This window comes from Streptomyces sp. NPDC088707, from assembly GCF_044752725.1.
Taxonomy (GTDB): Bacteria; Actinomycetota; Actinomycetes; order Streptomycetales; family Streptomycetaceae; genus Streptomyces.
The window spans coordinates 56,941-75,684 of sequence record NZ_JBIVLV010000019.1 but is presented as its reverse complement, the minus strand read 5'-3'; the positions used below and the strand labels follow the sequence as shown (position 1 = coordinate 75,684).

Sequence of the window (18,744 nt, the reverse complement as noted above, 5' to 3'; positions counted from 1 at the left end):
GCCCGGTTACATTCCGAACCCGGAAGCTAAGCCTTTCAGCGCCGATGGTACTGCAGGGGGGACCCTGTGGGAGAGTAGGACGCCGCCGAACAATCATTGTGGGAAAGCCCCGCACCTTATGGTGCGGGGCTTTTCTGCGTTCCGGGGCCTTTTCGACGGGCCCGTTCAGGCCGGCGCGACGAGTTGGGTGTCGTACGCCAGGATCACCGCCTGGACGCGGTCACGGGCGCCCGTCTTCGCCAGGATGCGGCCGACGTGGGTCTTCACCGTCGACTCCGCGAGGTGCAGGCGCTCGGCGATCTCCGTGTTCGTCCAGCCCTGGCCGATGACCGTGAGGATCTCGCGTTCCCGGTCCGTGAGAGCCGCGAGGCGCGGGTCCTCCGGTCTCGGTTCAGCCGTGGGGGACGAGGTCGGCAGGTGGTGGATGTAGGCGTCCAGGAGGCGGCGGGTGAGGCTCGGGGCGACGACCGCGTCGCCGCTCGCGACCGCGCGGATGCCGGCAAGGAGTTCCTCCGGCTGGGCGTCCTTCACCAGGAAGCCGCTGGCGCCGGCGCGGAGGCCGTCGTACGCGTACTCGTCGAGGTCGAAGGTCGTGACGATCAGGATCCGAGTGCGGTCGCCCGTGGAGACGATGCGGCGGGTCGCCTCGATGCCGTCCAGGCCGGGCATCCGGATGTCCATCAGGACGACATCGGGGTGGTGACGGTCGACCAGCCGGATCGCCTCGGTGCCGTTGGAGGCCTCTCCGACGACGGTCAAGTCGTCCTGGCTCTCGAGGAGCATGCGGAAGCCGAAACGTTGCATCGGCTGGTCGTCCGCGATGAGAACGGTCGTCACGAGGGAGAGCCCTCCCGGGGGAGTCGGAGTCTGACGTGCCAGCCGCCGGTCGGCAGCGGGCCGGTATCGAGTGTGCCGTCGTAGAGGGCCGCGCGCTCCCGCATCCCGGTAAGTCCCTGGCCCTGACCGGACGGTGGGGGCGCTGGGACGGCCGGGCCCGTGTTCGTGATCTCCGCCCGTACCTCCTGGGGAGCGTGGGTGAGGAGGACGGTCGCCTTCGCGCCCTCGCCCGCGTGCTTCAGGACGTTCGTCAGGGCTTCCTGGACCACCCGGTAGACCGTCAGCTGGGCGCCCGGGGTGAGCGGGTGGTCGGCGGAGCCGTCCCGGTCGAGCCGGACCGGCAGGCCCGCCTTCCGTACGCCGGTGATCAGGGTGTCGAGGTCGGCGAGGGTGGGCTGGGGGTCCCGCGCCGCCGCCTGATCGTCGTCGCTCAGGACGCCGAGCAGGCGGCGGAGTTCGGCGAGGGCCTCGCGGCTCGTCGTGCCGATGGCGTCGAGGGCCTGGGCGGCGCGCTCGGGGTTCTTCGCGGCCGCGTACCGGCCGCCGTCCGCGAGGCCCGTGATGACCGAGAGGTTGTGGCCGATGATGTCGTGCATCTCGCGGGCGATCCGGGTCCGTTCGGCCGCCGCCGCGAGCCGTACCTCCTGGTCGCGTTCGATCTCCAGGCGGCGGGCCCGGTCGACGAGCGCCGCCGTGTGGTCCTTGCGGGAGCGGACCGCGACGCCGAGGAGGGCGACGAGCGCGTACGCCCACAGGGTGGGGACGACGTGCTGGTCCCAGCTCCCGCGGGGGAAGCGGACCGCCCCCGTCAGGAGGGGCGGCACGAGCAGGGCGGAGGCCCACAGGAGGGCGCGGGGCGGGCGGGTGAGGGCGATGTGGAAGAGCGGGATCAGCTGGAGGTAGCCGGCCTGGAGGAAGGCGCCCGAGGCGGCGCTGACCAGCGCCGCGCAGGCCATCACGGCGAGGACGGCCAGGGGGTTCCGGCGGCGCCGGTACAGCGGCAGGGAGAGGCCGAGGCTCAGGGTGACCACGAGCCACGCGGGGACGGACGGGTCGGGGGCGGTGTTCCGCCAGCCGCCCCCCGCGTCCACCAGGGCCGCCGCCGTCCAGAGGAGCGTCAGCGTGGCGTCCCACAGCCGGGGTCGGCGGGCGTCGAACGCCCGGGCTCGTGCGAGCAGTCGCTGGAGGGAGCGGCTGAGGCCCGTCGTCGCGGTCGCTTCCGTGGTCACCCGGTCATCATCCTCATACGTCCCGGCGCTTGAGCAGCACGGTCGGGACGGCGAGCGTCGCGGCCGCCCACAGGAGCAGGGCGAGGAGGGCGGCGCCGGGGGAGGCCGCGCCCGGGAGCGGGGTGGCCGAGCCGAGGGCGCCGGCGGCCTGGGTGGGGAAGTACCGGACGGCCGTCTCCATCGCCTCGTACGGGAGCATCCCGATGACCTCGGGCAGGATCATCACCCCGCCGACGAAGGCGCCGATCGCGCCGGGTACGGAGCGGAGGGTCGCGCCGAGGCCGAGGGCGATCAGGCCGAGGAGGGTGATCCCGGCGGCGTTGCCCGCGAGGGCGGCGAGGACGCCGTCGTCGGTGAGGGAGGCGGCCTGGTCGGTGTCGGAGAGGAGGACCTGGGCGGTGAGGAAGGTCAGCAGGTTGGTGACGAGGGTGAGGGTGAGGACCACGCCGGTGTAGACGGCGGCTTTGGCCCCCAGGACGGGGATGCGGCCGGGGACGGCGGTGAGGGAGGCGCGGATCATGCCCGTCGCGTACTCGCCGGCCGTGACCAGGATGCCGAGGACGGCGAGGGCGACGGCGCCGAGCTGGCTGCCGTAGAGGGTGAGGACGACGGTGTCGACGTCGGAGTCGCCGCCGTCGGAGGTGTAGGTGGCGCCCATGAGGATGCCGACGCCGAGGACGAGCGCCGTGGCGGTGAGGACGGTGATCCAGGTCGAGCGGACGGTCCACAGTTTGTGCCACTCGGAGCGGAGTACGCGCGCGTGGGTGAGTCGCGGGGTGACGGCCGGGGTGACGGTCCGGGGGATGGTCGGGGTGCTCATGCGGGGGCTCCCTGGTATTCGACGGAGTCGTGGGTGAGGGCCATGAACGCCTGCTCCAGGGAGGCGGCCTGAGGGGTCAGTTCATGGAGGGGGAGGCCGTGGGCGGCGGCCGTGCGGCCGATCTCCGGTGCGTCCGGGCCGGTGACGAGGAGGGTGTCGGGGGCCTCCAGGGTGATGGCCGCGCAGGGGAGCAGGTTCCGTAGCCGGGCGGCCTCCGGGGTGACGACCTTGACGGAGGCTCCGCCGGAGGTGCGGACGAGTTCGTCGACGGTGGTGTCGGCGAGGAGCCGGCCCTTGCCGATGACGATCAGGTGGTCGGCGGTGAGGGCCATCTCGCTCATCAGGTGGGAGGAGACGAGGACGGTACGGCCTTCGGCGGCGAGGGACTTGAGGAGGGTGCGGATCCAGAGCACGCCTTCGGGGTCGAGGCCGTTGACCGGTTCGTCGAGGACGACGGCGGCCGGGTCGCCGAGGAGCGCGGCGGCGATGCCGAGGCGCTGGCCCATGCCGAGGGAGAAGCCCTTCACGCGCTTGTCGGCCACATGGGTGAGGCCGGTGACGGTGAGGACGTGGTCGACGCGGGGGCGCGGGATGCCGTGGGTGAGGGCGAGGGCCGTGAGGTGGTGGCGGGCGGAGCGGCCGGGGTGCACGGAGCGGGCTTCGAGGAGGGCGCCGACGCGGGTGAGCGGGGCGCCGTGCCGGGCGTACGGGCGGCCGTCGACGGTGGCGTGGCCGCGGGTGGGGGCGTCGAGGCCGAGGATCATGCGGAGAGTGGTGGACTTTCCGGCGCCGTTGGGGCCGAGGAAGCCGGTGACGGCGCCCGGCCGGACGGTGAAGCTGAGGTCCTGGACGACGGTGGTGTCCCCGTACCGCTTGGTGAGGTTCTCTGCTCGGATCATGCCGACGACGCTAGGGAGCGGGCGGCGGGCGTTCGTCCGACCTGGGGCGGGAGGTGGGGCGGCGGCGTAGTACCGGGGTACGACGGGAGCGAAAAGCCCTTGTCAGGGGTGTGTGGTCGCCCGGAGGATCGGGCTCATGGACTTTTCGATACGTGTCATCCGCGCGGACGAGTGGGAGCGGGCTCGCGAGCTCCGTCTCGCTGCCCTGCGCGACCCGGTCGCCCATCTCGCGTTCCTCGAGACGTACGAGGCCTCCGTGCAGCGCCCGGACTCGTTCTGGCAGGAGCGTGCCGAGGGGGCGTCCGAGGCGGGCGGCGGGAACGTGCGGCAGTTCGTGGCCGAGGCACCGGACGGGACGTGGGTCGGCACGATCACGCTCCTGGTGGAGCGGCCGTCGGACGAGGTGCGCTTCGGTGAGCCGGCGAAGGTCGACCAGACCCACATCGTGGGTGTCTACGTACGGCCCGAGGTGCGGGGGAAGGGTGTGATCGACGCGCTGTTCCGTGCGGGCGTCGAGTGGTCGTGGTCGCTCGCGGAGCCGGTCGAGCGGGTGCGGCTCTACGTCCACGAGGACAACGCGCGGGCCGCGGCCTTCTACCGCCGGTTCGGCTTCGTGCCGACGGGGGACCGGGTGGCCGTTCCGGGGCATGCCACGGCGATGGAGGTCGAGTACGAGGTGCGGCGGGCTTCCTAGGCCGTCGGTGGCGGGGCCGGGATCACGGCGGGGGTCAGCGCGGGGACCACGGCGGGTCAGGGGTGGGCGGGGGCCGGTTCGGGCCGCGCCCGCGTCCGGGCGGTGGCCGTGACGGTGCGGCCCGCGAGGCGGCAGCCGAGGCAGTCGGGGTGGCCGTGGCGGGCACCGGCGTCGCGGACCCGCCAGTCCCACTGGGCGGCGGGGCGGGGGCCGGAGGGCTTGCCCCAGCCGGCCAGGTGGAGGGCCCAGGTCACGGCGGCGGCGAGGACGGCCAGGGCCGCGCCGAGCCACAGGGCCCAGGTGCGGTCCAGGCAGATTCCGGCTCCGGCGACGGCGGAGCCCAGTCCGGCGAGGGTGGTTCCGGTCCAGCCGGCCAGGGTGTGGCCGAGGTCGACGTGGCCGTGGGCACTCATGGATGCTCCCTGTGGGGGTGTCGGGGCAGGCAGGATGAAGGCATCGGTGGGATGGTTTATCTCACGAGCTAAGTAACTTAGATGCTAAGGAGTCTTCGCGTGGAGGGCAAGAGCCGTCCCCCGGCCACCGTCGGCGAGGCGATTCATCGGATGGACGCGTACGTGGCCCTGGGCCTCATCGGCCAGCAGGAGGTCGCCCAGGCCCTCGGCCTCAACGTGACCGACCTGACCTGTCTCGGGCACGTGCTCGGCGCCGGCGAGGACCCGCTGTCGGCCGGGGACCTGGCGGAGCGCGCCAACCTCACCACGGGGGCCGTGACCGGTGTGCTCAACCGGCTGGAGAAGGCCGGATACGCCCGCCGGGCCCCGGACCCGGCCGACCGGCGGCGGGTACGGGTGGTCGCGGACCCGGACGCGGCCGCACGGGTCGTCGCGCTGTACCAGCCGTTCTACGCCCGCCTGGAGGAGGTCTTCGCCCGGTACACCCCGGAGGAGACCGCGGTCATCGCCGACTGGTTCACCCATGCCGCCGAGGCCGCCCGCGCGCATCTGCACTCCCTGCGCGGCCGCGCCCTCTGAACTCGGGGTGCCCTCTGATCCGGGGCCGCGCCCTCTGACGCGCGGGCGGGCCCTCTGACCCGGGAGCGGGCCGGGGCCCTCAGCGGCTCAGGGAGGTTTCCGGCCACCTGGTGCGGGCCTGCTCGGGCGAGCGCATCAGGGCCAGGGTCGGGAGGCCCAGGGTGTGGCCGGCGGCGAGGAGCTCCGGGAGCTGGGGGAGCGGGGCCACCGCGGCGACGTCGTCCAGGACGAGGGTCATTGGTGGGTCGAGCCGACCGTCGGATGACCGTGCGGCCATGCGGCGGCCGTGCTCGACCACGCTTGCGGCGAGCGCCGTCAGGAGCGGCATCGCGCCGGGGTGGGTGCGGGGATCCTCGATCGGTTCCCCCACCACGTAGAGGGTGCCCCCTTCGGGGAGGAAAGATGCCAGCGCCAGCGAATCCGTTCGATTCGGGGTGCAGGTCTCCCGGATGTGGACCGAGGAGAGGGACGCCAGCGCACGGGCCGTCAGTTCCTGTGCCATACGGCGGCTTTCCGGGTGCGCGGTGAGCGCCGATTCGAGCAGTCCCGCGTGGCCGGAGGCCGCCTTCGGGTGGCTCCGGAGGATCCGTACCGGCTCGTGGGCGCCCGTGCCCTGCGCCCAGCGGTGGACCTGACGGAACGGGCGTCCGTCCACGGCGGCCGCGTGCAGCCAGCAGCGCAGGAGCGTTTCCGCGGTGTCCGCGGTGGCCGCGTCCAGCCGGGAGTGCGGACGGACCGGCGCCAGCAGGGCGACCGCCCGCTCGGCGGCCACGGCCGGGTCCTCGCAGCGCTCGGACGGCGACCAGTGGAGCCGCGCGGGCGTGTCGCACAGATGGCCGGGGTCGTGGACGAGGACCGGGCCGAGCTTGCCGCGCGCGTCCTTGGTCGCGGACCAGAGGGCGGGGTCGGAGGTGACGACCAGGACCGGGCCCTCGGCGTCCTGGACGGCCTGGACGGCTGCGGGACGGCGGGCGTCCGGGGGGCCGTAGAACGTACGGCCGGGGCCCGCGGGGGCGGGGACGGGGGCCGTCGCCGGGACGGGTGCCGCGGCCGGGGCGGGGACGGGGGCCGGCGGCGCCGGGGCCGTGGGCGGGATCGGGGCCGTCGGCGGCTCCGGTACGTGCGTCGCGGCCGGGCGGCGGGGGGCCGGGGGAGCGGGGTCGCGTACGGGCTCGTCAGGGGCGGGCGCACCCCGTACGGGCTTCTCGTGGACGGGCTCGTCGTACGCGTGCTTTCCGTACGGGGGCTCGTCGTACGCCGACTTCTCGTACGCCGACTTCTCGTACGCCGGCTCGCGGGTGCCCCGTACCGGCTCCCCGTCCCTCCCGTACACCCCCGCCCTCTTGTTGGCGCGCACCGCTCGCCAGCGGGCCAGGGTGCCCAGAGCGAAGATCGCGAGGACGAAGAGGATCATCGCCTCGCCGATCAGCAGGCCCCAGAACAGGCCGTACCCGGAGAGCTCGCCCTGCGGGGTGGCCGGCCAGGCCGCCGCGAGGTCCGTCGGGGCCGTGACCAGGGAGCGCACGGCCGAGGGCGTGCCCGTGAAGGCGACGCCCTGCGGCCAGGCGCCGTGGGAGAGGAGACCGGCAAGGCCGGTCGCCGTCCACACCAGGACCGTGAGGCACAGAAGGAGGCCGAACAGGCTGAGCAGCAGCCCGTCGGAGACCCCTCCCCCGCCCTTCCGCACCGTCTCCACCTATGCCACCGTCGACTGCGAAGTGCCGTTCATCTGCTGCTCGATGAGGATCGCGCGCTGCTCCGTCTCCCATTCGAGGTCCGGGTCACCCGACGGGGCCGAGGCCTCCGTCATGGCGCGGTCCGTGTAGACCAGCGGGCGTTCTCGTTCGGTGATGAGGTGTTTGACCACCTGCACGTTGCCGTTGACGTCCCAGACCGCGATGCCGGGCGTGAGGGTCGGGATGATCTCGACCGCCCAGCGGGGCAGGCCGAGGACCCGGCCCGTGTTGCGTGCCTCGTCGGCCTTCTGGGCGTAGATCGTCCGGGTGGAGGCCATCTTGAGGATCGCCGCCGCCTCCTTCGCCGCCGCTCCGTCGACGACGTCGGAGAGGTGGTGGACGACGGCGACGAAGGACAGGCCGAGACGGCGGCCGAACTTGAGCAGCCGCTGGAACAGCTGCGCCACGAAGGGGCTGTTGATGATGTGCCAGGCCTCCTCGACGAGGAAGATGCGCTTCTTCCGGTCGGGGCGGATCCAGGTGTGCTCCAGCCAGACGCCGACGATCGCCATGAGGATCGGCATGGCGATGGAGTTGCGGTCGATGTGGGAGAGGTCGAAGACGATCAGGGGCGCGTCGAGGTCGATGCCGACGGTCGTCGGTCCGTCGAACATGCCCCGCAGGTCACCGTCGACCAGCCGGTCGAGGACGAGCGCGACGTCCAGGCCCCAGGCCCGTACATCGTCTATGTCGACGTTCATCGCCTCGGCGGATTCCGCCTCGGGGTGGCGGAGCCGCTCCACGATGTCGGTGAGGATCGGCTGGCGGTGGGTGGTGTGCTCGACGACGTGCGCGTGGGCGACCTTGAGCGCGAAGCCGGAGCGCTCGTCGAGGCCGTGCCCCATCGCCACCTCGATGATCGTCCGGAGCAGGGCGAGCTGGCCGGTCGTGGTGATCGACGGGTCGAGCGGGTTGAGGCGGATCCCGGAGTCGTTGGCGACCATGGGGTCCAGGCGGATGGGGGTTATCCCCAGCTCCTGCGCGATGAGGTTCCATTCGCCGACGCCGTCCTCGCCCTGCGCGTCGAGGACGACGACCTGCCGGTCGCGGAAGCGCAGCTGGCGGAGCACGTACGTCTTCTCCAGCGCCGACTTGCCGTTGCCGGACTCGCCGAGGACCAGCCAGTGGGGGGCGGGGAGCTGCTGCCCGTACAGCTGGAAGGGGTCGTAGATGTACCCCTTGCCGCTGTAGACCTCGCGGCCGATGATGACGCCGGAGTCGCCGAGGCCGGGGGCGGCGGTCGGCAGGTAGACGGCCTGGGCCTGCCCGGTGGAGGTGCGGACGGGCAGACGGGTCGTCTCCACCTTGCCGAAGACGAAGGCGGTGAAGGCGTCGGTGAGGACGGACAGCGGATCTCGCATGGGTCTGTGCCCCTTCGGCCCTAGCGGCGGATGCCGGTCGCGAACGGCAAGGTGTTCACAAAGGCCCGGTGGTGCTCGCGGTCGCACCACTCCAGCTTCAGATACGACTTGCCGGCGGAGGCCCTGATCGTGCGCTTGTCCCGGGCCAGGGCCTCGGGTGAACGCGACGACACCGTGATGTACCCGACGAGGTTCACTCCGGCCGCGCCACTGGCGAGATCTTCACCCCGCTGGTCGAGCCGGCCGTGGGCGGCGATGTCGCGCGGGTCGACCGTGCGGTTCATCTTGGCGGCGCGGGAGGCGTCGGCCTCGTCGTTGGTCTTCTCGGTGAGCATCCGCTCGATGGCGACCTCGGTGGGCTCGAGATCCATGGTCACGGCGACCGTACGGATCACGTCCGGGGTGTGGACGAGCAGCGGGGCGAGGAAGTTGACGCCGACGGGGGTCATCGGCCACTCCTTCACCCAGGCGGTGGCATGGCACCAGGGGGCCCGGGTGGAGGACTCGCGGGTCTTCGCCTGGAGGTACGTCGGCTCCATCGCGTCCAGTTCGGCGGGCCAAGCGTTTCGTTTCGTCATGGCCTGGATGTGGTCGATGGGGTGGTCCGGGTCGTACATGGAGTGCACGAGGGAGGCGAGCCGGGACTGGCCGAGGGGCTGGCGGACGCGGATGTCGGCCTCGGCGAGGCGGGCGCAGATGTCGGTGAGCTCGCGGGCCATGACGACGGCGAGGCCGGCGTCGCGGTCGAGCTTGCGGGCGCCTGAGGCGTGCCTGGCGGCGCGGGCCATGGCGTTGGCCTCGGCGGCGAGCTCGCGCGTGTAGTGCATGCAGGCGACGAGGTAGGCGCGGTGCTGCTCGCTGGAGGTGGAGACCATCGACTGGAGCTGGTCGTACGACTCCATGAGCCACGTCGGCGCGTTCGGGTCGCCGCGCTGGCCGACGTCCTTGGCGTGGGCGTCCGGGTCGGCGGGGAGGGTGCGGGCCAGCATCTGGAGGCGGGTCACGAAGCCGTCGCCGTTGGCGACGTGCTTGAGGAGGGTGCCGAAGCGGTCGACCAGGGCCTCCTGGTCCTCGCTGTCGCGCAGGCCGACGCCGGGGCCCTCGATCTCGATGGCGGCGGTGACGGTGCGGCGGTCGGCGTGCAGGAGGACGGCGATCTCGTCGGGGCCGAAGGGGGCGGCGAGCCAGCCGACGCGGCCGATGCCGGGCGGCGGGCCGACCTCGACCTCGCGGCCGTCGAGGTGGGTGCCGGCCTCGGTGACGACGGAGCGGTAGGCCGTGCCGCGCTTGAGCATCCGCTTGTAGCTGCGGTTGATCTCGAACCACTTGTAGAACGTGCGGTGCTTGTACGGAAGGTACACGGCGGCGATCGCGAGCATCGGGAGGCCGGCGAGGAGCGCGATCCGCAGGGGGAGGAGGGGGACGAGGAGTCCGCTCATCATGCCGAGGAAGGCGCCGACGATGATCAGGGCGATCTCGCCCGTCTCACGGTTCTTGCCGACGATCGCGTTCGGCCGGGCACGGCCCACGAGATACGTACGGCGGGGCGCGACCGGCTGGGACTGGGTCGTCAACGCCCTGCACCTCCAGAGTTCTTGCGGCTACTGTGCGGGGTTCCCGCGGTGGGACTGCTGCTGCGGGGCGGGGGCGGAGGAGTCGCGCCGCCGCCGCCGCTTCCGCCGCGGCTGCTGTGGGCGGCCATGCCGCCGGACATCGGGTTGGCGGGGCGGGCGGGCTGGCCGCCCTGGCCGCCGCCGTCGCCGCGGGAGCTGTGGGTCTTGATGCCCTGGGAGACGAGCGACGCGGGGGACGAGATGACGGCCGCGGCCGCGTTCTCGCCGGCGCGGTGGAGTCGGTTGTTGCGGGAGGCGGCGATCTCGTCGCCGAAGCCGGGGACGAAGCGGTAGATCATCGCGGAGGCGAAGATCGCGAGCAGGATGATCGCGAGGCCCGAGACGACGGCGGAGAACGAGTCGGGGCCGGTGCCGGAGGAGAGGGCGCCGGCCAGGCCCAGGACGATGACGATCACCGGCTTGACCAGGATGATCGCGATCATGATGCCGGCCCAGCGGCGGACGTGGCCCCACATGTTCTTGTCGACGAGGCCGGAGTAGACGACGACGCCGAGGAGGGCGCCGACGTACAGCATCACGGCGCGGAGGAAGAGCTCCAGGTAGAGCACGCCGGCGGCGATCACGGTCACCAGGGACACGATGATCAGCATGATGGGGCCGCCGCCGATGCTGTCGCCCTTCTGCAGGGCCTCCTTGAAGCTGCCGAAGAAGACGTCGGTCTGCTTGCCGGTGCCGGAGGCGATGACCTCGGTGACGGCGTCGGTGGCGTTGACGACGGTGTAGAGGATCAGGGGGGTGAAGGCGGAGGCGAGGACCGTCAGCCAGAGGAAGCCGATGGCTTCGGAGAGCGCGGTGGTGAGGGGGACGCCGCGGACGGCGCGCTTGGCGACGGCGAGGAGCCAGAGGAGGAGGGTGAGGACGGTGGAGGCGGCGAAGACGATGGCGTACCGGCCGAGGAACTCCGTGTTGGTGAAGTCGACGTCGGCGGTTTCTTTGACGGCCTTGGAGAGGTAGTCGATGGTGGCGATGGCGGCGTCGGAGAAGCCGCGGGCGAGGGAGCTGAGGGGGTCGACGGCGGAGGTGGGGTCGGTGACGGGGGCGCCGCCGCCGCCTCCGGTCTGGCCTTGCTCGCACAGATCCCTGGCCTGGCCCACGATGAGATCGCAGCGCGAGTCCGAGGCGCTCGGGGACGGGGTGGGCGCGGTCGGCGTCGGGGTGGGCGCGGCCTGGGCGGTCGAGAGCGAAAGGAAGGGCGCGGCGAGGAACGCGGCGGTGAGCGTGGCCGACAGGCGGCCCGCCAGGCTGCTAGCGGGCATAGGTGAAGCCTCCGTATCCCTCGACGGCCTCGGCGATGTCGTCGGCGACGGAGGCGCGGTTGTCGCCGTTGACCGGGGTGGGGCCCTCGCTCTGGGTGGACGACGCGATGCGCCAGTCGCCGTCGACCCAGGTGAGCTTCTGGGTGAGCGTGAACCAGGTGGACGTGACGGGCTTGGTCGAGCCCGCGCCGGCGAGGCCGACGAGTCCGGTGCACCAGACGTCGACCGTCGCGGAGGTGTCCGTGTAGTCGCGGACCTTGGCGCCGACCGGGACGGTGCGGGACACGAAGGTGAGGCCGGTGGGCGCGACGCCGTTCGCGTCGAGTCCGATGCCGGTCAGGAACTCGGCTGTGTAGGAGGCGTCCAGACGCTTCAGCAGGTCGTCCGCGACGGCCGGGTCGTGGGTGGCGCGGACGAGGTCCGCGCGGGGGCCGTCCTGGAACATGCCGACCGAACCCAGCGCCACCGCGTAGTTCGTCGCCGCGCTCTGCGCCCCCTGCTCGTCCTGGGCGTAGCCCGTGGGGATCTGGCCGTTCTTGCCGGTGACCGGGCGGACGCCCGTCGCCGCCGTGGGGGCCGTCTTGCCGGGGGTGTCGGAGGAGGGGCCCGCCGCGTCCGCCGGGTCGCCGCCGCCGCGGTTGGCGAAGGCGATGGCGGCGACGAGGAGGACCACCACGCCGACGACGGTGATGAGGGAGCGGGAGCTGCGGACGGGGCGGCGGGCGCCGCCGTACACGTCGCCGCTGTTGCCCTCCGGCAGGCGGGTCCGGGTCTGGCCCGAGCCGCCCACGCCGCCGAAGCTGTCGTGCTCGTCACCGGGACTCATGCCGGGAACGCCCCCTCACTGGTTCGCGGTACGGGCAGTACGTCTTGCTGGACATCTGAGGAACGCATTCTCAGGGGAGTGGTGTCCGACGGGGGGTCAGACGGCCATCCCGTACACGATGGTGAACAGCGTCCCCAGGGATCCGATGATGAAGACGCCGGTCAGGCCGGCCACGATGAGGCCCTTGCCCTGTTCCGCGCTGAACGTGTCGCGGAGGGCGGTCGCGCCGATGCGCTGCTTGGCCGCTCCCCAGATGGCGATGCCGAGGCAGAGCAGGATGGCCACGGCCATCACCACCTCGATCATGATCTTCGCCTCGGCGCCCAGGCTGCCGAAGGGGCCCCAGTTCGGGGCGATTCCACCGATGATGGTGGTGATGTCGCCTTTTTCTGCCGCCAGGTACATGTAACTCACCGCCCCTGTATGGGTAGTTAGTCGCCCCTGCCGGACGGCATGGGTCATCGCCCTATCTTCGCTGATGAAACCGCCCGCGTGTGACGGCTTGACGGCTCTCTTTACCCGATCCCCGCACATCTGACCGACTTGACCGTCTTGACCTGCGGTGGTCTGGCCGGTTTCTATGCAAAGACGCGTATGGTCACTCTGTGTATCACGGAGAGTGACTCCGGGCAATGATTGTCGTTGTTGCACTCTTGGGGCGGTGTCGGCGGCCCACCGCCTAGACTCGTCCCCGGGGGCGTACTGCCATGAGCCGAGGGGTGGTTGACGGTGCGTAGGGCCGGCAAGGCGTGGCTGGTGGCCGGTGGGGCCTTCGGGGTCTGTCTGAGCTTCGTCGCGCTGCTCGTCGTCGGTACGTACTCGGCGGCGGCGGGTCTCGCCGGCGGGAGGGGCGGCGCGAGCGGCCCCGTGTCGCTGGCCAAGGGTGCGGTCCCGGCGCTCTACCAGGGGCTCGTGCAGCGATGGGGGAACCTCTGCCCCGCCATCAACCCGGCCCTGCTCGCCGCCCAGCTCTACCAGGAGAGCGGCTGGAACCCGCGGGCCGTCTCCTCGGCCGACGCCCGGGGCATCGCCCAGTTCATCCCCGGCACGTGGGCCGGTCACGGGGTGGACGGCGACGGCGACGGCGACCGGGACATCTGGGACCCCGAGGACGCGATCCCCTCGGCCGCCTCGTACGACTGCGAGCTCGCCGGCTATGTGAAGAACGTGCCCGGGGACCCGGCGAGCAACATGCTGGCCGCCTACAACGCGGGCGCGTACCGGGTGATCAAGCACGGCGGGGTGCCGCCCATCAGCGAGACCCGGAACTATGTGCGCATCATCAAGTCCCTGGAGAAGAGCTTCGCCCAGCCCGTCGGCCGTGTCGATCCGTCCCGGCAGGCGGCCGGTGCGATCCACTACGCGCAGGGGAAGCTCGGCACCCCGTACCTCTGGGGCGGTACGGGCACGGCCGCGCAGAACGGCCGGTTCGACTGCTCCGGGCTCACCCAGGCCGCGTACGAGAGCGTCGGCATCCGGCTGCCGCGCGTCGCCAACGACCAGTACAACGCCGGTCCGCACCCCTCGCGCGAGGAGCTGCTCCCCGGGGACCTGGTCTTCTTCTCCGACGACCTGACCAACTCGCGGGCCATCCGGCACGTCGGCATCTACGTCGGCGGCGGATACATGATCGACGCACCGCGCACCGGGGCGGTGATCCGTTTCGACCGGATCGACACCCCGGACTACTTCGGTGCGACCCGGGTCACCGCGGAGGGCGCGGCGGCGCTGCCCACCCATCTCCCGCAGACCTGACCGGAGCAGACGGGCCGTCGGCCGTCGCGCGCCTTCCGGTCGTACCGGACATGGCCGGAACTCTCCGTCATGCACAGGCCCTGAGCTGCGGTGAACCGTCACTCTTCGATAACGTCGTCATGATCCACCGGAGAGATCGGAACGTGCGCCTCAGGCGGTTCGTTCCTTGGTCCGACCGCTCTGACCACGGGGGTTGGAAAACACAGACACGAGAGCAAGGGGCCTCAGCAGATGGCTGGACTCGCATCGGACGGTTCGAACCCCGATGTCAGCCTGCTCTACGACATCAACGGGCTGGCCAAGGCCGCCCCGCCGTGGTTCGACCGCGTCATGGAGTTCGTCGGCGAGTACGGGATCATGCTCGCGATGACCCTCGTCGTCCTGTGGTGCTGGTGGAGCGTGCGCCGCCGCGGCACCCCGGCCGACTCCGTCTCGGCCGTCGCCGGGCTCGTCTGGGCCCCGCTGGCCGCCGGCGTCGCCCTCCTGGTGAACATCCCCATCCGCGGCTTCGTCGAGCGTCCCCGGCCCTTCAGGGACCACCAGGGGCTCGAGGTCCTCGTCGCCGGGAAGACCGACTTCTCCTTCGTCAGTGATCACGCCACGCTGGCGATGGCCCTCGGCGTCGGTGTCTTCGTCGCCCACCGCAGGTTCGGGCTCGTCGCGATCGGCCTCGCTCTCGCCGAGGGCTTCGCGCGGGTCTACATGGGCGTCCACTACCCGACCGACGTGATCGGCGGCTTCGCCCTCGGTACGGCGGTGGCGCTGCTCCTGGCCCCGCTCGCCCTCGCGCTGCTCACCCCGGTGATCTCCGCCGTCGCCCGCTCGGGCCGCTGCGCGGGCCTTGTCCGCTCCCGCCGGGCCGAGCCGGCGCGGCACCCGGAGGCGGTCGGCATCCCCGAGCCCCGCATCGGGGGCCCGGCCCCCGGCCCCGGCCACAACGACCTCGCCGCCTAGGGGAGGTCTTGCCGGTCAGGCCGGGCTCGCGACGCCCGTGATCCGGCCTGACCGACAAGACACCCCTTAGCTCTCCGTGCCCTCCGCGGTGCGGACGTGGTCCGCCGCATCCGTGCGGGCCCGGTCGCGGGATCGTCGGGCCGGGCCCGTCCAGCCGCAACTGCAGCGTGCCAGCGCGAACGAGCCGCGCTCCGACGTGGTGGTGGTGTGGGGGGAGGACTGCGCGTACACCTCACCACCGTACTGCGCGTGACGGCACGCCTCGACCGTCGTTATGCGGATCGGGCGTCCCCAGGGCCCGCGGGCCCGGGGAAGGGCGGGCCGGGCAAACAGCGGTGAGGCGTTGGGGGTTGGCAGGCGATGGTGGTGCAGCTGCGATACGGCCGTCCGGGCACACGCGGGAGCGGGGCGTTCGCCGTCACCGCCGTCCTGGTCGGCTCCCTCGTCGGGACCGCCGCGGTCTCGGGGTGCGCCGCCCCCGAGGACCCCAGGCCGCAGGTCGACCCCACCCTGGCCGTACGGAACGCCCCCGACGCGCTCACGAAGGCCGGCACCTCCAAGGCGAGCACCTCCATGGAGATGGCCGCCGGCGGGACGCGGGTCACCATCCGGGGCGAGGGCGGCTACGACTTCCGGCGCCGTACCGGCCGGCTCCAGGTGGTGCTGCCCAAGGACGCGGCCGGGACCAGCGAGCACCGGCCGATCACCGAGCTCCTCACCCCCGGCGCCCTCTACATGAAGAACCGGGGGGCCGGGGTGCCCGCCGACAAGTGGGTACGGGTCGACACCACCACCCTCGATGACGGGAACCTCGTCACGGGCGGGGCCACCGATCCGGCCGCCGCGGCGGAGCTGCTCCGGGGCGCCCGGCAGGTCACGTACGTCGGAGAGGTCGATCTGGCAGGGGTGAAAGTCAGCCACTACCGGGGGGTCGCGGACATCGCGCACGCCGCCCGGGTCGCCGCGCCGCAACTCAGGGGAGCGCTCGCCGCGGCGGCGAAAGGGTTCACCACGGACACCGTGCCCTTCGACGCCTACCTCGACGGGGAGGGGCGGCTGCGGAAGGTGCGCCACCAGTTCAGCTTCAGCAACCAGGGCCGTACGGTCGCGGTCGCGTCGACGACCCTGCTGTACGGCTTCGGGGTCCCCGTCCAGGTGGCGCTGCCGGACCGCCGGGACATCTACGCCGGGAAGATCAAGGCCTGAACGGCCTGACCTGGCCCGGTACTGGCGTGGACCATCGGCAAATGGTCCGGACGTGTCATGCGCGGTGCGTGGCGCCGTCCCTACGCTGGGAGACCGCAGGGGAGACCGACGCCGGCAGGAAGAGGTGGATGCGCGTGGCCCCGCCCGGTACAGCAACCGTGACCGCAGACCCCGACTGCGTCGCCCTCGCCGAGATCGAACTCTGCGGCGAGCTGATCATCGCAGCGTCGGCCGCGGACGAGGAACGGCTCAGCGCCGACCGGATCGACGAGGTGCTGAGGGTGGCGGTGGAGCGGGCCGTGAAGGATTTCTGACGGGCCGGCCCGGCTCACCACCGCGTACGGGAGGAGCGGGAGGGAGGCATCAGGTCCGCATCATGCGGGCGATGGCCTTCGTGGCTTCCTCGACCTTGGCGTCGATGCCGTCGCCGCCCTTGGTCGCCGCCTCCGCGACGCAGTGCCGCAGGTGCTCCTCGAGGAGCTGGAGGGCGAACGACTGGAGCGCCTTCGTCGAGGCGGAGACCTGCGTGAGTATGTCGATGCAGTAGACGTCCTCGTCGACCATCCGCTGGAGACCGCGGATCTGGCCCTCGATCCGGCGGAGCCGCTTGAGGTGCTCGTCCTTCTGCTTGTGGTAACCGTGCACGCCGTGCTCGTGGTCGGCCGGCCCGACGGCCTCGACGGCCTCGGGGGTGACCTGGTCCGCCTCGGTGGTCGTCATGGCGTCCTCCCGTTGTCCAATAAGGGGGTGTATACCCCTCGTGGGTATATGGTACCGATCCCCGCCGATCGGGGCGGGGGCCCGTGCTGTTCACTGTGCCTGATGGGCGACACTGAGAGACGCCGGTTAGCCGTGGCCGGATGATGCGCCTAGCATCAGCCTGACCGAAACCCAGCACCCCGAGGACCTCACGTGCGATTTCGTCTGACCCCCAGGGAGACGAGCTTCTACGACATGTTCGCCGCGTCCGCGGACAACATCGTCACGGGCTCGAAACTCCTGATGGAACTGCTCGGAGCGGAGCCTTCCGCCCGGGCCGAGATCGCGGAGCGGATGCGGGCAGCGGAGCACGCCGGCGACGACGCGACCCATGCCATCTTCCACCAGCTGAACTCCTCGTTCATCACGCCGTTCGACCGTGAGGACATCTACAACCTCGCGTCCTCCCTCGACGACATCATGGACTTCATGGAGGAGGCCGTCGACCTGGTCGTCCTCTACAACGTCGAGGAGCTCCCCAAGGGCGTCGAGCAGCAGATCGAGGTGCTGGCGCGGGCGGCGGAGCTGACCGCCGAGGCGATGCCGAACCTGCGGACGATGGCCAACCTCACCGAGTACTGGATCGAGGTCAACCGGCTGGAGAACCAGGCGGACCAGATCCACCGCAAGCTGCTCGCGACGCTCTTCAACGGCAAGTACGACGCCATCGAGGTGCTCAAGCTCAAGCAGATCGTCGACGTGCTGGAAGAGGCGGCCGACGCGTTCGAGCACGTGGCCAACACGGTGGAGACCATCGCGGTCAAGGAGTCCTGAGGCTTCGTGGACACCTTTGCTCTGATCGTGACCATCGGTGTCGCGCTCGGCTTCACCTATACGAACGGCTTCCACGACTCGGCCAACGCCATCGCCACCTCGGTGTCGACGCGTGCGCTGACCCCCCGTGCGGCCCTGGCCATGGCCGCCGTCATGAACCTCGCAGGCGCCTTCATGGGCAGCGGGGTCGCCAAGACGGTCAGCGAGGGCCTGATCGAGACGCCGCACGGCGACAAGGGGATGGGAATCCTCTTCGCCGCGCTGGTCGGCGCGATCATCTGGAACCTGGTGACCTGGTACTTCGGTCTGCCGTCCTCCTCCTCGCACGCCCTGTTCGGCGGCATGGTGGGTGCGGCACTCGCCGGCGGTACGGAGGTCATCTGGGGCGGCGTCCTCGACAAGGTCGTCATCCCGATGTTCATCTCGCCGGTGGTCGGCCTCGTGGCCGGTTACCTGGTGATGTGCGCGATCATGTGGATGTTCCGCAAGGCCAACCCGCACAAGGCCAAGCGCGGTTTCCGCATCGCGCAGACGGTGTCGGCGGCCGGCATGGCGCTCGGCCACGGTCTGCAGGACGCGCAGAAGACGATGGGCATCGTGGTGATGGCCCTCGTCATCGCCGACGTGCAGGACTCCGGCGACGACATCCCGGTGTGGGTGAAGATCGCGTGCGCCGTGATGCTCTCGCTGGGTACGTACGCGGGTGGCTGGCGCATCATGCGGACGCTCGGCCGGAAGATCATCGAGCTGGACCCGCCGCAGGGCTTCGCGGCGGAGACCACGGGCGCGTCGATCATGTTCGGCTCGGCGTTCCTCTTCCACGCGCCGATCTCGACGACGCACGTCATCACCTCCGCGATCATGGGCGTGGGCGCGACGAAGCGGGTCAACGCGGTGCGGTGGGGCGTCGCCAAGAACATCATCCTGGGCTGGTTCATCACGATGCCGGCGGCGGCGCTCGTCGCTGCGGCCAGTTTCTATGTGGTGCAGCTGTTCTTCGGCTGACGGTGAT

Annotated in this window: 20 protein-coding genes and 1 rRNA gene; 9 read left to right on the top strand and 12 right to left on the bottom strand. The window is 71.6% G+C overall.

Annotated elements, in window-relative coordinates; genetic code table 11:
• A 5S ribosomal RNA gene (gene rrf / locus ACIP84_RS37465) occupies positions 1 to 91 on the top strand; the annotation flags it as partial.
• Positions 92 to 165: 74 nt separating this feature from the next.
• Here rrf and ACIP84_RS37460 read toward each other — a convergent pair.
• Genes ACIP84_RS37460 through ACIP84_RS37445 form a run of 4 tightly spaced genes read right to left on the bottom strand, consistent with a single transcriptional unit; the run spans position 166 to position 3,785 of the window.
• Positions 166 to 837, bottom strand: coding sequence for a response regulator (locus ACIP84_RS37460; protein ID WP_401804626.1), 672 nt, complete (start codon positions 835 to 837; stop codon positions 166 to 168).
• Positions 834 to 2,066: a sensor histidine kinase gene (locus ACIP84_RS37455; protein ID WP_401804624.1), complete on the bottom strand. Its 1,233-nt coding sequence runs from the start codon at positions 2,064 to 2,066 to the stop codon at positions 834 to 836. The genes ACIP84_RS37460 and ACIP84_RS37455 overlap by 4 nt, the downstream gene beginning before the upstream one ends.
• Before the next feature lie 13 nt (positions 2,067 to 2,079).
• Complete coding sequence (locus tag ACIP84_RS37450; protein ID WP_401804621.1) at positions 2,080 to 2,886, bottom strand: ABC transporter permease; 807 nt, start codon at positions 2,884 to 2,886, stop codon at positions 2,080 to 2,082.
• The gene (locus ACIP84_RS37445; protein ID WP_401804618.1) at positions 2,883 to 3,785 is read right to left on the bottom strand and encodes an ABC transporter ATP-binding protein; all 903 of its coding nucleotides are present in this window, start codon (positions 3,783 to 3,785) and stop codon (positions 2,883 to 2,885) included. The genes ACIP84_RS37450 and ACIP84_RS37445 overlap by 4 nt, the downstream gene beginning before the upstream one ends.
• Positions 3,786 to 3,921: 136 nt before the next feature.
• Here ACIP84_RS37445 and ACIP84_RS37440 point away from each other — a divergent pair, with 136 nt between their 5' ends.
• Positions 3,922 to 4,479 carry a GNAT family N-acetyltransferase gene (locus tag ACIP84_RS37440; protein ID WP_401804616.1) on the top strand — a complete coding sequence of 186 codons (558 nt, stop codon included), beginning with the start codon at positions 3,922 to 3,924 and terminating at the stop codon, positions 4,477 to 4,479.
• A 56-nt stretch (positions 4,480 to 4,535) separates the two neighbouring features.
• On the opposite strand, the gene ACIP84_RS37435 is transcribed toward ACIP84_RS37440, so the two are convergent.
• Positions 4,536 to 4,892, bottom strand: a complete 357-nt coding sequence (locus ACIP84_RS37435; RefSeq protein ID WP_401804613.1) for an HGxxPAAW family protein — start codon at positions 4,890 to 4,892, stop codon at positions 4,536 to 4,538.
• Positions 4,893 to 4,991: 99 nt separating this feature from the next.
• Here ACIP84_RS37435 and ACIP84_RS37430 point away from each other — a divergent pair, with 99 nt between their 5' ends.
• Entirely contained in the window at positions 4,992 to 5,471 is a 480-nt protein-coding gene (locus ACIP84_RS37430; protein ID WP_073911780.1) for a MarR family transcriptional regulator, read from the top strand.
• A 79-nt stretch (positions 5,472 to 5,550) separates the two neighbouring features.
• Here the strand turns inward: ACIP84_RS37430 and ACIP84_RS37425 are convergent, their stop codons facing one another.
• The 6 genes from ACIP84_RS37425 to ACIP84_RS37400 all read right to left on the bottom strand — a co-directional run bounded on the left by ACIP84_RS37425 (position 5,551) and on the right by ACIP84_RS37400 (position 12,689).
• Entirely contained in the window at positions 5,551 to 7,167 is a 1,617-nt protein-coding gene (locus ACIP84_RS37425) for a type VI secretion protein (RefSeq protein WP_401804609.1), read from the bottom strand.
• Entirely contained in the window at positions 7,168 to 8,568 is a 1,401-nt protein-coding gene (locus tag ACIP84_RS37420; protein ID WP_355964341.1) for an ATP-binding protein, read from the bottom strand.
• 20 nt (positions 8,569 to 8,588) lie between these two features.
• Positions 8,589 to 10,142 (bottom strand): SCO6880 family protein, encoded by a 1,554-nt coding sequence (locus ACIP84_RS37415; RefSeq protein ID WP_355964342.1) that lies wholly within the window; start codon positions 10,140 to 10,142, stop codon positions 8,589 to 8,591.
• The gene (locus ACIP84_RS37410) at positions 10,139 to 11,458 is read right to left on the bottom strand and encodes a hypothetical protein (RefSeq protein WP_401804606.1); all 1,320 of its coding nucleotides are present in this window, start codon (positions 11,456 to 11,458) and stop codon (positions 10,139 to 10,141) included. Before ACIP84_RS37410 ends, ACIP84_RS37415 begins: the two co-directional genes overlap by 4 nt.
• The gene (locus tag ACIP84_RS37405) at positions 11,448 to 12,284 is read right to left on the bottom strand and encodes a hypothetical protein (RefSeq protein WP_401804603.1); all 837 of its coding nucleotides are present in this window, start codon (positions 12,282 to 12,284) and stop codon (positions 11,448 to 11,450) included. The genes ACIP84_RS37410 and ACIP84_RS37405 overlap by 11 nt, the downstream gene beginning before the upstream one ends.
• A 96-nt stretch (positions 12,285 to 12,380) precedes the next feature.
• Complete coding sequence (locus tag ACIP84_RS37400) at positions 12,381 to 12,689, bottom strand: hypothetical protein (protein WP_017242359.1); 309 nt, start codon at positions 12,687 to 12,689, stop codon at positions 12,381 to 12,383.
• Between the two features lie 324 nt (positions 12,690 to 13,013).
• Between ACIP84_RS37400 and ACIP84_RS37395 the strand changes: the two genes are divergently transcribed.
• The 4 genes from ACIP84_RS37395 to ACIP84_RS37380 all read left to right on the top strand — a co-directional run bounded on the left by ACIP84_RS37395 (position 13,014) and on the right by ACIP84_RS37380 (position 16,513).
• A complete protein-coding gene (locus ACIP84_RS37395) occupies positions 13,014 to 14,039 on the top strand; it encodes an NlpC/P60 family protein (RefSeq protein ID WP_401804634.1) in 1,026 nt (341 codons plus the stop codon).
• Between the two features lie 231 nt (positions 14,040 to 14,270).
• Entirely contained in the window at positions 14,271 to 14,993 is a 723-nt protein-coding gene (locus ACIP84_RS37390; protein WP_401804601.1) for a phosphatase PAP2 family protein, read from the top strand.
• 360 nt (positions 14,994 to 15,353) lie between these two features.
• Entirely contained in the window at positions 15,354 to 16,199 is an 846-nt protein-coding gene (locus ACIP84_RS37385; protein ID WP_401804598.1) for a hypothetical protein, read from the top strand.
• Between the two features lie 128 nt (positions 16,200 to 16,327).
• Positions 16,328 to 16,513: a hypothetical protein gene (locus tag ACIP84_RS37380; protein WP_355964347.1), complete on the top strand. Its 186-nt coding sequence runs from the start codon at positions 16,328 to 16,330 to the stop codon at positions 16,511 to 16,513.
• Positions 16,514 to 16,562: 49 nt separating this feature from the next.
• On the opposite strand, the gene ACIP84_RS37375 is transcribed toward ACIP84_RS37380, so the two are convergent.
• Entirely contained in the window at positions 16,563 to 16,919 is a 357-nt protein-coding gene (locus ACIP84_RS37375; protein WP_229315229.1) for a metal-sensitive transcriptional regulator, read from the bottom strand.
• A gap of 192 nt (positions 16,920 to 17,111) precedes the next feature.
• Here ACIP84_RS37375 and ACIP84_RS37370 point away from each other — a divergent pair, with 192 nt between their 5' ends.
• On the top strand, positions 17,112 to 17,732 hold the full coding sequence (locus tag ACIP84_RS37370; RefSeq protein WP_015035093.1) for a DUF47 domain-containing protein: 621 nt from the start codon (positions 17,112 to 17,114) through the stop codon (positions 17,730 to 17,732).
• A 6-nt stretch (positions 17,733 to 17,738) separates the two neighbouring features.
• Positions 17,739 to 18,737, top strand: a complete 999-nt coding sequence (locus ACIP84_RS37365) for an inorganic phosphate transporter (protein ID WP_355964348.1) — start codon at positions 17,739 to 17,741, stop codon at positions 18,735 to 18,737.
• Positions 18,738 to 18,744: the final 7 nt, after the last annotated feature.

What these genes read in the sequence shown, in the direction of transcription:
- ACIP84_RS37450 (WP_401804621.1), bottom strand. Translation starts at nt 2,886, where the DNA reads ATGAGCACCCCGACCATCCCCCGGACCGTCACCCCGGCCGTCACCCCG.
- ACIP84_RS37445 (WP_401804618.1), bottom strand. Translation starts at nt 3,785, where the DNA reads ATGATCCGAGCAGAGAACCTCACCAAGCGGTACGGGGACACCACCGTC.
- ACIP84_RS37440 (WP_401804616.1), top strand. Translation starts at nt 3,922, where the DNA reads ATGGACTTTTCGATACGTGTCATCCGCGCGGACGAGTGGGAGCGGGCT.
- ACIP84_RS37435 (WP_401804613.1), bottom strand. Translation starts at nt 4,892, where the DNA reads ATGAGTGCCCACGGCCACGTCGACCTCGGCCACACCCTGGCCGGCTGG.
- ACIP84_RS37420 (WP_355964341.1), bottom strand. Translation starts at nt 8,568, where the DNA reads ATGCGAGATCCGCTGTCCGTCCTCACCGACGCCTTCACCGCCTTCGTC.
- ACIP84_RS37410 (WP_401804606.1), bottom strand. Translation starts at nt 11,458, where the DNA reads ATGCCCGCTAGCAGCCTGGCGGGCCGCCTGTCGGCCACGCTCACCGCC.
- ACIP84_RS37405 (WP_401804603.1), bottom strand. Translation starts at nt 12,284, where the DNA reads ATGAGTCCCGGTGACGAGCACGACAGCTTCGGCGGCGTGGGCGGCTCG.
- ACIP84_RS37400 (WP_017242359.1), bottom strand. Translation starts at nt 12,689, where the DNA reads ATGTACCTGGCGGCAGAAAAAGGCGACATCACCACCATCATCGGTGGA.
- ACIP84_RS37390 (WP_401804601.1), top strand. Translation starts at nt 14,271, where the DNA reads ATGGCTGGACTCGCATCGGACGGTTCGAACCCCGATGTCAGCCTGCTC.
- ACIP84_RS37385 (WP_401804598.1), top strand. Translation starts at nt 15,354, where the DNA reads ATGGTGGTGCAGCTGCGATACGGCCGTCCGGGCACACGCGGGAGCGGG.
- ACIP84_RS37380 (WP_355964347.1), top strand. Translation starts at nt 16,328, where the DNA reads ATGCGCGTGGCCCCGCCCGGTACAGCAACCGTGACCGCAGACCCCGAC.
- ACIP84_RS37375 (WP_229315229.1), bottom strand. Translation starts at nt 16,919, where the DNA reads ATGACGACCACCGAGGCGGACCAGGTCACCCCCGAGGCCGTCGAGGCC.